This is a genomic window from Sphingopyxis jiangsuensis (assembly GCF_016734905.1).
GTDB classification, from domain to species: Bacteria; Pseudomonadota; Alphaproteobacteria; order Sphingomonadales; family Sphingomonadaceae; genus Sphingopyxis; species Sphingopyxis jiangsuensis.
In genome coordinates this window covers 15,761-29,000 of sequence record NZ_JAERPO010000004.1, presented here as the reverse complement: position 1 = coordinate 29,000, position 13,240 = coordinate 15,761, and the positions used below count along the sequence as shown (strand labels likewise).

General features: G+C 64.5%; 12 protein-coding genes and 1 pseudogene. 6 read left to right on the top strand and 7 right to left on the bottom strand.

The genetic code is table 11. The features are described 5' to 3' along the window. Positions 1-25: 25 nt before the first annotated feature. Complete coding sequence (locus JI743_RS14555) at positions 26-661, bottom strand: hypothetical protein (protein WP_201929222.1); 636 nt, start codon at positions 659-661, stop codon at positions 26-28. Positions 662-1,077: 416 nt separating this feature from the next. Here JI743_RS14555 and JI743_RS14550 point away from each other — a divergent pair, with 416 nt between their 5' ends. Further along, the gene (locus JI743_RS14550; RefSeq protein WP_201929220.1) at positions 1,078-1,299 is read left to right on the top strand and encodes an EexN family lipoprotein; all 222 of its coding nucleotides are present in this window, start codon (positions 1,078-1,080) and stop codon (positions 1,297-1,299) included. A gap of 2 nt (positions 1,300-1,301) precedes the next feature. On the opposite strand, the gene JI743_RS14545 is transcribed toward JI743_RS14550, so the two are convergent. Together JI743_RS14545 and JI743_RS14540 are read right to left on the bottom strand one after the other, a co-directional pair. Further along, positions 1,302-2,231 carry a HEPN domain-containing protein gene (locus JI743_RS14545; protein WP_201929218.1) on the bottom strand — a complete coding sequence of 310 codons (930 nt, stop codon included), beginning with the start codon at positions 2,229-2,231 and terminating at the stop codon, positions 1,302-1,304. Positions 2,232-2,468: 237 nt separating this feature from the next. Continuing rightward, positions 2,469-2,792, bottom strand: coding sequence for a DUF736 domain-containing protein (locus tag JI743_RS14540; protein WP_201929216.1), 324 nt, complete (start codon positions 2,790-2,792; stop codon positions 2,469-2,471). 306 nt (positions 2,793-3,098) lie between these two features. On the opposite strand from JI743_RS14540, the gene JI743_RS14535 reads away from it, so the two are divergent. The 5 genes and pseudogenes from JI743_RS14535 to JI743_RS14515 form a co-directional block, all read left to right on the top strand. Further along, a complete protein-coding gene (locus tag JI743_RS14535) occupies positions 3,099-3,761 on the top strand; it encodes a thermonuclease family protein (RefSeq protein ID WP_201929214.1) in 663 nt (220 codons plus the stop codon). Between the two features lie 272 nt (positions 3,762-4,033). Next, positions 4,034-4,615, top strand: a complete 582-nt coding sequence (locus JI743_RS14530) for an RNA polymerase sigma factor (RefSeq protein WP_201929212.1) — start codon at positions 4,034-4,036, stop codon at positions 4,613-4,615. Beyond that, entirely contained in the window at positions 4,612-5,550 is a 939-nt protein-coding gene (locus JI743_RS15355; RefSeq protein ID WP_201929210.1) for a FecR family protein, read from the top strand. Before JI743_RS14530 ends, JI743_RS15355 begins: the two co-directional genes overlap by 4 nt. A gap of 80 nt (positions 5,551-5,630) precedes the next feature. Then, complete coding sequence (locus JI743_RS14520) at positions 5,631-8,576, top strand: TonB-dependent receptor (protein WP_201929208.1); 2,946 nt, start codon at positions 5,631-5,633, stop codon at positions 8,574-8,576. 23 nt (positions 8,577-8,599) lie between these two features. Continuing rightward, positions 8,600-10,363: pseudogene (locus JI743_RS14515) on the top strand (Atxe2 family lasso peptide isopeptidase); the annotation flags it as partial. Between the two features lie 44 nt (positions 10,364-10,407). Here JI743_RS14515 and JI743_RS15225 read toward each other — a convergent pair. From JI743_RS15225 to JI743_RS14500, 4 genes are all read right to left on the bottom strand, one after another. Continuing rightward, a complete protein-coding gene (locus JI743_RS15225) occupies positions 10,408-12,012 on the bottom strand; it encodes an asparagine synthase-related protein (protein WP_236660043.1) in 1,605 nt (534 codons plus the stop codon). A gap of 140 nt (positions 12,013-12,152) precedes the next feature. Next, positions 12,153-12,806 (bottom strand): lasso peptide biosynthesis B2 protein, encoded by a 654-nt coding sequence (locus tag JI743_RS14510; protein ID WP_201929196.1) that lies wholly within the window; start codon positions 12,804-12,806, stop codon positions 12,153-12,155. Positions 12,807-12,858: 52 nt separating this feature from the next. Continuing rightward, positions 12,859-13,005 carry a hypothetical protein gene (locus JI743_RS14505; protein WP_201929188.1) on the bottom strand — a complete coding sequence of 49 codons (147 nt, stop codon included), beginning with the start codon at positions 13,003-13,005 and terminating at the stop codon, positions 12,859-12,861. 48 nt (positions 13,006-13,053) lie between these two features. After that, on the bottom strand, positions 13,054-13,176 hold the full coding sequence (locus JI743_RS14500; RefSeq protein WP_201929186.1) for a benenodin family lasso peptide: 123 nt from the start codon (positions 13,174-13,176) through the stop codon (positions 13,054-13,056). Positions 13,177-13,240: the final 64 nt, after the last annotated feature.

Below are 13,240 nucleotides of genomic sequence, written 5' to 3'. Positions count from 1 at the left end.
TTAAGAGTTCTACGCTGGGAGTGGTCTAGTCTCCTGCCGTGTCTTCGGGCTCGATCGCCTCGCCGATCTCGACTTGTACCGCTCCTGCCGCGTTCGAGAGCATCGCGATGAATGCGATCTTGCGATCCTTTCGAAGCATTCGGTGATTGCCAAGCAGGTTCAGAATTTTGCCCAAGGACTCGTTGATGTCCGCAAAATTCGTCTGCAGCGGATTGTTGGGTTTGAGAAGTCGCTTGAGGCTACCCTTATGGAGATCGCCGCCACAGCGGTCCCAGAGGCCCTTGACCTCTTCCCTTTTTAGAAATGGAGGCCCGTCATATTCGGCCATATGCCATCCCGGCGCGACCAGCTGTGGGACGATCGGTACCGGATAGAAATCGTCATGCATGTCGCCGAGCGCCGCGAAGATCTCGCCGGGTGCATAAGCCTTGCGCAGATGTGCCGGGCCGCTTGCCACGAGATCGCCGTGCGCGACGAGACAAGCGAGCCCAATGATTTCGCAGAGCATGCGAATCTGCAGGACCGCATATTCCCTGACAAGCGGAGACGGAATACCGTGCTGATCGACAATGAGTTGTTCGATACTCGCCGCGCGCGCCTTCGCATCGATCATGAGGTCGCGATCTCTATCGCGTGCTTCGAAATCGGCAGTTGCCGCCATATTGTGCCTTACCCCTCCGCATGCGCTGCCCCTCCCGCGCAATCTTTACAGTCATAGGCAAGATTCGCGCTGCGCGCTCCCGTTCAAACACCTCCGGGTATATGTCATACCCGGCTGCGGCGCGGTACTTCGAGAAGCACCTAAACCGCAGCCACCAGTAGTGTCCTTCGATCAATTGAGAACTCGAGTGCCCGTTCTCGGGTTAATTTCGCGCTACCTAGCTAGCCGAGATAAGGCGTTTGCCGTCACGGTCCCCGGAAAATCCAACGTCCGCTTTCGAAGCTAATTCTAGCTGATCGCAACGGCCGACATGGGCGCGAAGCCGACATGAGGTTGCACTCAAATTGAGCCCAATTCCTCTCGCGTTCGCCGCGCGAGAAAGGAATCATGCGCCAGATGAGGAGCAGGAGGGTAGAATGCGAAAAACAAGTATCGTGATGGCGGCATTATGCCTAACTGCCTGTTCCTCTCGCGAGGCTCGCAGCGTCGAATATTTTGAAGCGCATCCCGATGAGGCCGAGGCGGTGATCGCGGCTTGCACCGACGGATCCGTGACGGGAACTGAATGCGCGAACGCGGCGCTGGCGGTCAAGCTCGCCGAAGATCGGGAGCGCTTCAAGCGCTTCCGCGGCAAATAGCCCTAGCCGGCATCCCTTGCCGTTGCTTCCAGATCGGCGATGCGTTCGCGGCAAATCTGTTCGACGATTGATGCGAGCGCAGCCACGCGATCGCCGAGCCATGACAGCTCTTCCTCGCTGATCCGGTAATGCTTCGAATATCGTGCCTTGATGTAAGCCTCTTTCAATTTCTCGAAGCGCGCGCGGTCCGCCTTAGATTCGCGAGGCCAGACGTCGGCCAGCCTTGCATCGATCCGCTCGGCTTGTGTCCGGAGAAAAGCGAGATTGTGAACATGGGGACTGTAGAACGAACAAACGAGAAGGGCGCAGTTGTATAGACGCTCGGTCGTTTGATGGAAGTCGAATGCCGCGTCCTTGAAATAGCCCTTCCCAACGTAAAACTGGGCTCCTTCGAGCCTTTTGATCGCGGATGGAAACCACTCCTCAAAATATTCCCGCGCCATCTCAAGCGCCGCATGCGGCGTCTTCGGCTGCGGCTCGGGCAGTTCGTTATCGACAGCCTGGTAAATCGCTATCCCATCGCGCGCGACATCCATGAAGAAATAGCGCCCCTGCGACAGCCCGGCATTCACCTCTCCACCGCTATGCACAATGAAGTTCACCGGCGTCCGAAGCGCCTTGGTCACCGAAAGCTCACGGATGAGCCGGTCGTCGAGCCTCGACCAATACTCGACGCGATCCGTCAGGCGATCGTCATTGACGATGATCAGCAGGTCATAATCGGACTGATAGCCCTTGGCGGTATGCGGCTCATCGACCCACCCACCCCGCGCATAGCTGCCATACAGGATGATCTTGGAAATCCGTCCTTTGCGCTTCCAGTCCTGGGTCGCGAGCGCCAGCACATCCTCGAACTCCTCGAAGATGATCTGGACGATCCGCTCGAGCTCACGCTGCTTGTGGGGAGGGAGATGTTCGAGGCTGGTACGCATTGCCCGTCACCCTAACAAGGTGGCGACACCCTTGCACGCCGAGATTGATCCGGTCGCAAGGATGCCGCCGTTTGCGGCCAGGCGGGTCGCAAGCCCGGCCGACAGGAGTCTGGAAGGGAGAGAGCATTTGCCCCTGCCGCCAGCCGGATCCCCCTGCTGGCGCCGCCGCGATAGGCAGCGCCTTACCGTGAGGGAAACAAGAAATACTGATCACCTTGGAAAGCATCGCTTCGCCTCCTAGTCCATCGGGTTCCAGATGAGCGCGTAGACGTCGGGATTATCCTGCCCCGCCGCGCGTCCGAGCCGCGCATAGATGCGCCGCGGGCCGAACTCCGGCGCTTCGAGGCAGAGCGACACGTAGAGCCTGTCCGATGCTTCGCTCCGGCGGAGCCACCCTGCCCCGCATTCGACGCCGTCGGACCAGACACGATAGTCGGGCTGAATGTCACCGGTCTTCGACGGATTGCGACGGATCTCGATAGGGACGCGGATCGTGATCGTCGTGAGCTGGCCGACATAGCCCTTCTCCATCGTTCCGCTGACGAGGCCGATTGCGCCCATGATCCATTCTCCTGCACCGCCCGGGGGCCAATCCCCGGGGCGTCGGCAGCCCGGGAATGGCGCCAAGGGCGCGGGCGCACCCGCCAGGGCCGTAGCGGCAGCGAAGGACGGCGCCGCGTCGGCTTTTTGTGCGCGAAGCGCCCGCGAGGAGGCCGCAACGTGGCCGGGGAAAAAGGCGGCGCGGCGGCGTTGCGGCAGCGAGCGCGCCATTCACAGCGCCGAACGAGCCCCGAGTGGCATCCCGTTCCGGTCAAATTGGAATCATTTGGAAGGGATTTGATCGTCGGACGGCGCTATGGCGGGGCGATGAGATCGACCATCGCCGCCTTGCTCCTGCTTTCCGCATATCCTGCCGAAGCGCAGGACGTCAGCGGACCGGCGCGCGTTGTAGACGGCGACTCGCTCGATTTCGGCGGCATCGCGGTCCGGATATATGGCATCGACGCGCCCGAACTGGCGCAAGGCTGCGAACGCTCGGGCCAGTCCTGGCCATGCGGGCGGGAGGCCGCCGCGAAACTCGCCGAGTTGGTCGCCCGCGGCTCGGTTGCCTGCGAGCAACGCGACTATGACGACCATGGCCGGGTGGTGTCCACCTGCCGCGTTGGATCGACGGATCTCGGTGAGGCAATGGTGAATGCCGGGCTCGCCGTCGCCTTCACGCAGTTCAGCACACAATATGTCGGCGCCGAAGCCCGCGCACGCGATGCACGCGTCGGGCTGTGGGCGGGATCCTTCCAGATGCCCGCGGACTACAGGGCCGCAAATCCCCGGAAGAGCGATCGTCCGGTGGAACGGGCGCGCGCCGTCACTCCGCAACGATCGAACGCGCCGTCGGGCGTATATTACAGGAACTGCAAAGATGCACGGGCCGCGGGCGCCGCGCCAATTTACCGAGGGCAACCGGGCTACAGACCCGAAATGGACGGCGACGGCGATGGCATCGCCTGCGAACCCTATCGGGGCCAATAGCCAAGTCCGATTGATTCAATTTGGATCAATCTTCGCACCACAGGCTTGCCCTGACGTTACGTCCGGCTATGCTTGGAGGGCATCGGGCTGGCAGGCGCGCGATGCCGGAACGTAAGAATTCCGTTCGGAAAGCCTTGTGATATTCCCATCCGTTGCCGGGTGGCCGACGCGTATGTCCAGGCCCTCGGGCTAAAGGCGGCGGCGCATATTTCCGAATATGTTCTTACCTCCCGGCTTCATTGCCCCTCGGTCCGACCGGTAGGCGATGTGGAATGGACTATGACGATGACCCGGCTGATCGGCGCGCCGTCGCCGCAGGCGATCCCCTGCCTCCCGGCGATTGGGCGGAATATGGCCGTGCGGATCGCGAAGAAGCGCTCTATGTCGCGCACCAGGCGCGCATCGCGGGCATCTTTCGCCGCAATGTTCACCCGCAGGATGTCGGCGACCTCGTGCAGGAGACGTTTCGCCGGCTCTTCTCCGCGAAAGGTGTGCACGCAGCCTTTCTCGATGCGCCCGGAGCCTATCTCGCCGCGGCAGCGCGCACGATCCTGAAGAACCGGAAGCGGTCCGGGGTAAGAGGCCAGCTCCAAGCCCATCACAGTTTCGAGGATCATGAAGTCGCCGGGCCCGACCCGCATGCGACGCTCGAGCATCGCGACATGCTGCGCCGGGTAGAGGATGCGATCGCGAAACTAGATCCAACCACACGGGATGTATTCCTGATGCACAGGTTCGACGATGTCAGCTATCCAGAGATCGGACGACTCAAAGGGATGGATGTGAAGGCCGTGGAAAGACATATCGTCAAAGCCCTGATCGCTGTCCGCAAGGCGCGAGACACGCACTCGTGAGATCTGTCGAACGCGAGGCGGCCGAATGGGCCGTGCGGCTACGCGGTGCGCCGACCGAAGCCGACCGCGAAGCCTTCAAACTCTGGTGTGCGGTGCCCGGCAACGCCGAGGCCTTTGCCGTGGCAGAGGATGATTTCGCGGTGTCAGGCGCCGCCTCTCGAACCCGCATCGAAGCCATGGCGCGAAGCGAAGCCGGGGCGCACAAAGAGTGCAATGCACCAGGGGGCTTCCGCTGGGCCGTCGCGACGATCGCCGCAATCGGCATAGCGGTGGCTTTCACCTGGCAAATGGGACGACAGGCCGACACGCCGCAGATTGCAGAAGGCCCCATGCTGCCCGGCCAGCTCCGCCTCGCCGACGGCTCGACCGTGACACTAATGGATGGTGCCTGGGCGGAACCGCAATTCTCCGACACCGAGCGGCGTATCCGCCTGCACGGCGGCCGCGCGCGGTTCGATGTCGCCCACGATAGTGCAAGGCCATTCATTGTCGTCGCGGGTGTCTCGGAGACAAAGGCGCTCGGGACCATCTTCGAGGTGGACGCCAGATCGAGCGTCCCCACCGTCAAGCTCGTGCGCGGTTCGGTCGAGGTCCGGCTTGGCGGTTCGAGCAAAGCGCTCCGCCTCGCGCCGGGAGAGACAGCCGAAGTGTCGGACGACGGCCCTCGCCTCCTCCCGGCCATGGCAAGCCCCGTGCAAACGAGTGAGCCGACGACGATGCTGGCGGCCGACGCGCTCCCGCTCGGCGCCGTCATCGATGCCGCCAACAAGGCCAATGCCAAACCGATCCGCCTCGCAGACCCTGCGCTGGGATCGCTCCCCGTAACGGGCCGCTTCGATGTCGCCGACAGCGCGAGCCTCGCTCGCAAGCTCGCCGCAGCTTTTGGGCTGGATGACGAAGAAGGTCCGGACGCAATCACCCTCAGCAAAAAATAATCCCAATCGCAAAAGGGGGAATCCCCTTTCCGGTGTTTTGCACCCCCAGACGGCCATCGGAGGCCGCTTGGGGAGGTAAGATGAAGTACAAGTTTCTGGGGGCGATGCTCTCGGCGAGCACCGCGTCAATCGCGATTCAGGTTCCCACGGCACATGCGCAGGTCCAGTCCGTACAGCAAAGCTACGATATCGCTGCCCAGGATCTCGGCACGGCATTGCAGCGCTATTCGCAGGTGTCCGGCCGCGAGGTGATCGCGTCGTCGTCGATCGTACAGGGGAAGCGCAGCGCGCGCGTCCAAGGCCGGTATAGCGACGACGCCGCACTGTCGCGCCTCCTTTCCGGCACCGGCCTCGTAGCGGAACTCGTCGATGGCGCGCTTGTCATCCGCGAGGGAAACGACGTTGCCGCGGAGGCTGGATCGACTGAAACGAGCGGCCGCGATGCGATCGTAGTCACCGGTTCTCGCATCCGCGGTGCAGGGCCCGTGGGGTCTCCGGTCATAAGCATCGATCGCAAAGCTATTGAGAAGAGCGGCTACGGCACGGTTCAGCAGATGCTCCAGTCGCTTCCGCAGGCATTCGGCGGCGGCGTCACCGAAACGACGCTCGGCGCGACGACGCGCAATGGCGCAGGCGCCGATGCGACCTACGGTAGCGGCATCAACCTGCGCGGCCTCGGAACCTCGTCGACGCTCGTTCTCATCGACGGAACCCGGCCGGCGCTCGGCGGACTTGGCGGAGCCTTTGCAGACATCTCGCTTATTCCAGTCACTGCGGTCGAGCGGATCGAGGTTCTCACCGACGGCGCCTCGGCCATCTATGGCGCCGATGCCGTCGCCGGGGTCGTCAACCTACGGCTCCGCAACCGCTTCGAGGGCGCCGAAACGCTGTTTCGGGCGGGCACGTCGGACGGCGACATGACCGATCTCCAGTTCAGCCAGCTCTTCGGCAAGGGTTGGGACGGCGGTCATTTCATGATTGCCTATCAATATTCCGAACGCGGCGCGCTCGCGGCCGCGAAGCGAGACTATGCCCGCGAGGACCTCCGCCCCTTCGGTGGCGGGGATTACCGGTCACTCTTTGCAGCCCCCGGGACGATCACGGCCGCGAACGGACAGATTTTCGGAATCCCGGCTGGCCAGAACGGGACCGCGCTTACCGCGGCCGACCTTCTCCCCGGCGTCCAGAACCGGCGCGACAACCGGCTCGAAGCCGACCTCCTGCCCCGTCAGCGCGTCCATAGCCTCTACGCCAGCGGCGCGGTCGACATCACGGGCACGCTGACGCTGCGGACCAACATTCTCGCAGCGGAGCGCCGATACCGGCAGATCGGCAAGACCGACTTCCTCCGCACTGCCACCGTGCCGGTGACCAATCCCTTCTACGTCGATCCGATCGGGACGAACGAACCCGTTGCCGTCGCCTATAGCTTCACAAACGAGCTTGGGCCGCAGATCAACAGGGGCCGTGTCTGGGCGGTTTCGGCGTCGGCAGCGCTCGAGCAGGAAATCGGGGCCTGGCGCATCCAGCTCGGAGGCAATTATGGCCGCCAGAAGAGCCGCGCGAGCTTCGACAATGTCGTGAACAGCGCGCGTCTTCGCGCGGCGCTCGCCGACACCAATCCCGCGACAGCGTTCAATGTGTTCGGCGACGGCAGCGCCAATAATCCCGCGTCGATCGAAAGCATTCGCGGCAGCTATGCGACGATCGACACGTTCGATAATTGGTCGGCCGCGCTGCGCGCCGATGGCCCGCTGTTGCGTCTTCCTGGCGGCGAGGTTCGCGTTGCCGTCGGCGCCGAATATCGACGCGAGGCCTATGATTATTTCACGATCAACGACGCCAGCTTCCTGACGCCCGATGCCTCGCCCTTCTTCGGCCTGCCCGGTCCCCGGCACGTCAAATCGGTGTATGCGGAGCTGCTGGTGCCGATCTTCGGCGCCGACAATGCCGTTCCCGGCTTCCAGAAGCTCGATCTCACGCTGGCGGGCCGGATCGAGGATTATAACCAGTTCGGGCGCACCGAGAATCCCAAGCTCGGAGTGCGGTGGGAACCGGTGGACGGCATTGCGCTGCGCGCATCCTACGGCACATCGTTCCGCGCACCGCTCTTCTCCGAGCTGATCGGCGAGACGGTCGCCTTCTATACGACGTTGCAGGTGCCCGACCCGACGACAACCTCGGGCGTGGCTAATGTCATCGGCCTTTTCGGCTATGCTCCGAACGTGCAGCCCGAGAGGGCAAAGACCTGGACCGCCGGCTTCGACATCGCCCCGCCGTCGGTCCCGGGGCTGAAGGCATCGCTCACCTATTATGATGTCGACTATCGCGACCGGATCGGCAGCGCGAGCGAGGACTATCTCCGCTTCCTTGTCGACCGCGAAGCCTTTGCGGGCGTCGTCACCGAGAACCCATCGCCCGACCTCGTGCAGGGCTATTTCAACTCGCCGCTGTTTTTCAATCCGTTCGGCTTCGCGCCCGGCGACATTGCCGCGATCCTCGACGGACGAACGCGCAATCTGTCAGCCGAACGGCAGCGCGGGATCGATTTCGATCTCGGCTATGCTCCGCGAGTCGGCAGCGGAATGCTCGATCTCGGGATCGCGGGAACCCATATTTTCTCGATCAAGCGGCAGCTCACCGTGGGCGCGCCGAGCATCGACGTCGTGGGGCTCTACGCCAGCCCCGCCAAATGGCGGCTGCGCGGACGGGCGGGATGGTCGGAAGATGGCTTCTCGGCCAATGCCTTCGTCAATTATGTCGAGGGCTACACGAACCAGACCGTCATTCCGGCGGCCCGGGTATCGTCGTGGACCACAGTTGATCTGACGCTTGCCCAGCAAATCGGCGGCACGGGAGGGGCCGACGGTCGCGGGCTGACCCTCGCGTTCAGCGTCCAGAACCTCTTCGATCGAGATCCGCCCTTCGTCGAAGTGCGGAGCAGCACTTCAGCGCTCGGCTATGATCCTGAGAAGGCCAACCCCTATGGGCGGACCGCCTCGATCCAGGCGACGATCCGGTGGTAAGCCGTACCGCGCTTCTTCTCGCCATGCTGGCTGCGGCACCTGCCGCAGCCGGCCAGACGACCCCGCGCGAAATTGCCGAGATTGCCGACATCTCGGGTCTTGCCGCCTCCCCCGACGGGCGATGGATCGCCTACCGTATCGAGCGACCCTCAACTGCTACAAACCGGATCGATGTCGACTGGTACATCGCGCCTGCTGACGGCAAGGGCCAGCCGCGGGGGCTCGGACGCCTCGGCACCGCGCTGATCTATGAAGTCGGGGTCGTCATGCCAGGCGAAGCGACCTGGACCCCGGACAGCCGCGCCATCGTCGTCCGCGCGCTGGTCGACGGGCGGGTCGCGCTATGGCGAAGCGAGGTGGACGGCTCGGGCTTCGTCCCGATCGTCGTGGGCGACGGCGATATCGAGGGCTTCGCAATCCAGGCCGACGGCACCGTCATCGCCGCGGAAGGCCCTTCTCGCGAGGCGATCGCGCGCGCGGAAGATGCAGAGCGGGAGACCGGTATTCTCGTCGATGGGCGCGTCGATCTGTCCGCACCGCTTTATCGCGGCGGGCTTGTCAATGGCCGTGCGGCGACGCAGCGCTTCACCGGCGACTGGTTCGACCGCGCGCCGCTGCTCGCCGACCAACCCCGCATCATCCGCGTCCATGACATGGCTACTGGGTCGGCGCGCGTCGCCTCCACCGCCGAGGCGGGGGCACTGCCCCCGCCGCTTCCTCGCGCATCCGCCGGACCGACCGCAGTGCTCAAGGCCAAGCTGCAGGCGAGCGGCGTGTGCTTCGAAATCCTCGGCTGCGCGGAGGGATCACGGCGCCTTGCCTCGACTCTGCCACTCGCCGACGGGCGGACGATCGTCACCTTGCGAGATCGCGCGCTCCGCGAGACTCTTTACATCTGGTCATCCGGCACGGCGGAATTGTCGCCTCTTGCCGCGACCGACGGTCTGCTCTCGGGAAGCCGCGACGAGGATTCCCCCTGCGCTGCGGCGCCCGATGCTCTATTCTGCGTCGAAGCCACCCCCTCGACGCCGCCGCGCCTCGTGCGGATCGGGCTTGATGGCGCCAAGACCATCATCGACACTCCCAACCAGTTTCCTGACAGCGACGGGCTCCTTGCCGAAACCATCGCATGGCAGGTGAGCGGCAGCCGTGCGTCGGGCGTTTTGATTCGCCCGAAGATCCCCGGGCGGCTGCCGCTCTTCGTGACCTACTACCGGTGCCCCGGCTTCGTGCGTGGGGGGTTGGGCGATGAATATCCCCTGCGTGCCATGGCAGCGCGCGGAATTGCGACGCTTTGCATCAACCGGCTCCCGGGAGAGATGACCGCGGAAGCAGGTTACAAGCTCGGCCGCCAGGTCGTGGAGGCCGCGATCGACCATCTGGCGCGCCAAGGGATCGTCGATCCTAGTCGCGTCGGCATGGGCGGTCTAAGCTTCGGAAGCGAAGTTACGATGTGGACCGCGACTCACAGCAATCTGCTCAGGGCCGCCGCGAGCGCCTCGGTTAGCCTCGAGCCGAGCTATTACTGGTTCAACGAGCGGCCGAGCCGGTCGATGTTCGTCGATAATGTGCAGCGCTACTGGAAGCTCGGGTCGCCCGACGCCGACCCGGCCGGGTGGCGCCGCCTGTCCCCGTCGGCCGACATCGCGCGCATCCGGGCTCCGATTCTTCTGCAGCTGCCCGAGAGCGAGGCGAGGCAGACCATCGAGTTGCAGAGCAAGCTCGCGACGGCCCGCATGGGTGAGCTGCACATTTACCCGCTCGCCCCCCATATTAAGTTCGAGCCTCGTCAGAAGCTCGCGGTCTATGAGCGTAACCTCGACTGGTTCCTCTACTGGCTCAAGGACGAGGTCGACCCCGATCCAGCCAAGTCACCGCAATATGATCGCTGGTCGAAGCTCGGCCGCGAGGCGAAGAGTTCCTCGACCGACCGCACCCAGAGTTCGACGTCGGCGATTTCGAGCAGCCGGTAATAGAGAAAGTCGCCGTCGGCGAGATCGCGCACGAGATAAGCCCGGATCGCGTCGAGGTCGAGCAGGCCATGCTCGGCAAGGCGTCCGCCGAGCAGCAGTTCAGCGAGCTCGGCGCGCTGGCGAAGATAGGCGGCAGTGGCGACCGACTCGAGCCGTCCCTTGCCGCGACGCCAGACGACCTCGGGCGGCAGGCGATGGGCGAAGGCGGCGCGCGCGACCGCGCGGTCCCGCCCGCCCTCGATCCAGGTCCAGCTGGGAATGGAGAGGCAATATTCGACCACGGGCTGCGACAGAAGCGGCGCGACCACGTCGCGCGCCGCCCAGCGCGGCGGTCGGTCGACGAAATCGAGAATTCGCCGCACCGCCTCGACATGGTTGCGCTTCGCCTGACTCTGGCCTCGTGCCCCCTCGTCCCACGGATGTGCGAAGGGCGCAGCAGGAATGGCGTCGGGGCTCAGGAATTCCGGTTCGCTCCGCCAATGATCGCGTGGACCTCGTCGCCACGCCTTCCACGCAAGCAGTGCCGCACCCCAAAGGGTCGCTCCGCCACCGCGCGCCACGTCGCGGAGCGTCCGGAAGGCACGGCGTCCCATCCCGAAAGTCGCAGCGGCGTCGAGGAATGGCGACACCGAACCGTCGAAACAGAAGATATTGTCGCCACCGATGCCGCCGAACAACGACACCTCGCGGCCACCGACCCCGCGCTCGAATGCGCGGTCAATGCCGCGAAGCACGGCATAGGCTCCAGGCCTGGCCCCGATTACCGAGGGCCGGGCAACGAGATCGACATCAGCCGGATCGATCTCGCTCTCGATCAGTTCGATACCGCACCGGCTTGCTACCGCGCGCGCATAATGACGCTCGTCGCCATCCGCGCCGCGCGTAACAAAATTGATCGCGGTGAAGTCGGAACCCGCGGCCGACAAGGCGGCCGCGACGATCGACGAGTCGAGCCCGCCCGAAAGCTCGAGCATGATCTCCTTGCGCGTGCCGCTCCACGCGCGCACCGAAGCGACCAGTCGCCGCTCCAGCTCGGGAGCTAGCTCGGCTATTCCCGCATTAATTGCCTTCCCGACATGCTCCCATGGTGACCAGAGCGGGATCGTCTTTGCCGAAGCATCGTCAATCGCGAGCCGCATTCCCGGCAGAAGCTCCGACAGGCCAGTGAGGCCGGTGCGCTCGGTCCGAAGATTGCTGTATATAAGGGCCTGGGCGATGAACTCCCAGTCTACGGTCGGCGATTCCAGCAGATCGGCGATCAACTCGAGGTGCGAAGCGCACAATATTCCGCCCCGCCAACGGGTCCAATAGAGCGGAGCGCCCGTCAACGGAGCACGATCGATCAGCCAGCGACCTTCCCGCCTCGCGAAGGCGAGATAGTTGCCCCAGCCGTCTGAAGGCGCGTGACAGCTCGCCCCCGAGAGCGAGAAGACCTCGCCCAGGAGCACCGAGCCATCCGCCATCAGGCGATCTGACAACTTCGGGCCCGCGAAGAGGAATAGGCCAGGAGGTGACGCGATCCGGCGAAGTCCGTGGACAGCCGCGATGGCCTCGAAATGGTCCGCGCTGCCCTCGCAGCTGACGAAGGCGATCACGCCCCGCGTCATGCGACCACCAGGATGGGCGTGTAGTTCCGGGCCTCGGCCAACGTACCGGTGAGGATGGTTTCGGGGGTCTGCAGCCAGCAATGCGCCGCGAACGGATCGAGGCGCACGCCGAAGACGAGCGACACGGCGAGACGCCGCTTGAGCAAGATCCGGTCGAGCGCAAGCGCGTCGACGAGACACCGGGGCTCGATCGGAATGAGCCAGCGGCAAGCAGAATAGCGCCGAGCGATCGCCACGATCGCGTCCTCGTCACCGGGAACGGCGAGTTCGCGCTTGGCTGTCCGTAGGCGTTCGACGGTGCTCGCTATCTGTGCGGATCGCATAGCGCGTTTCGCCCAGCCGAGCGCGCGGGCCGCCTGAATTGCCATGCCGACGCCAAAGGGGGCATCGTGGTGCGAGGCCAGGTCGCGGAACGGCACCAAGACGCGCGTGGGCGCGACGTCATGCCCGCCGTCGCAACGCGCAAAGAGGCCCGTCGCGACAAGCCGCGTCATAGCGTCGCTGTCGTTCGGCTCGCCGGCACGAAGCCGCTCGAACGCGGCGCGATCGCGGCCACGCAGCGAGAGATATTTGTCGCGAGCCAAGTCGAGGAATACGAGTTCGCCGCCCGCTTCGCAATAGCCCGTCCCATGTGCCAGTCGCCAGCCCATCCACAATAGCGGCAGGATCGGGAGCGACCGCCAGGCCGCTCCCGACGCCTGCTCAGTCCTGCTCGATCGCAGCGCGCGGCATGCGGCCGGCGGGCTCGAACGGAGGGCCCCAGTCGCCCGCGGTGTCCGCGGTGACGGTGCCGAGCTCGACGAGGTCATTGGGTTCGCGTTCCATCTTCACTTCCTCGATTGGGATCATGGAGAGCGGCCTGCCGGGGACCAGGCGCGCTGGCCCCCGGCGCCCGGGTCAGTCGATGCTGAGGCCGGGGAGCTTGACCTTGCCATTGGCTTCGGTGCCGATACCGAAGTCGCCGGCGGTGTCGGCGCTGACGCTGCCGAGCTCGATCAGTTCATTGGTTTCGCGGTCCATGATCGCTTCCTTCCAATATGCCGCGGAATTGCGGCACCTCGAAAGCTAAGGCTCACCGCTCGTA

Coding starts and splice junctions, on each gene's coding strand:
- JI743_RS14555 (WP_201929222.1), bottom strand. CDS start 661: ATGGCGGCAACTGCCGATTTCGAAGCACGCGATAGAGATCGCGACCTC.
- JI743_RS14550 (WP_201929220.1), top strand. CDS start 1,078: ATGCGAAAAACAAGTATCGTGATGGCGGCATTATGCCTAACTGCCTGT.
- JI743_RS14545 (WP_201929218.1), bottom strand. CDS start 2,231: ATGCGTACCAGCCTCGAACATCTCCCTCCCCACAAGCAGCGTGAGCTC.
- JI743_RS14540 (WP_201929216.1), bottom strand. CDS start 2,792: ATGGGCGCAATCGGCCTCGTCAGCGGAACGATGGAGAAGGGCTATGTC.
- JI743_RS14535 (WP_201929214.1), top strand. CDS start 3,099: ATGAGATCGACCATCGCCGCCTTGCTCCTGCTTTCCGCATATCCTGCC.
- JI743_RS14530 (WP_201929212.1), top strand. CDS start 4,034: ATGGACTATGACGATGACCCGGCTGATCGGCGCGCCGTCGCCGCAGGC.
- JI743_RS14520 (WP_201929208.1), top strand. CDS start 5,631: ATGAAGTACAAGTTTCTGGGGGCGATGCTCTCGGCGAGCACCGCGTCA.
- JI743_RS15225 (WP_236660043.1), bottom strand. CDS start 12,012: ATGGCGGATGGCTCGGTGCTCCTGGGCGAGGTCTTCTCGCTCTCGGGG.
- JI743_RS14510 (WP_201929196.1), bottom strand. CDS start 12,806: ATGGGCTGGCGACTGGCACATGGGACGGGCTATTGCGAAGCGGGCGGC.
- JI743_RS14505 (WP_201929188.1), bottom strand. CDS start 13,005: ATGATCCCAATCGAGGAAGTGAAGATGGAACGCGAACCCAATGACCTC.
- JI743_RS14500 (WP_201929186.1), bottom strand. CDS start 13,176: ATGGACCGCGAAACCAATGAACTGATCGAGCTCGGCAGCGTCAGCGCC.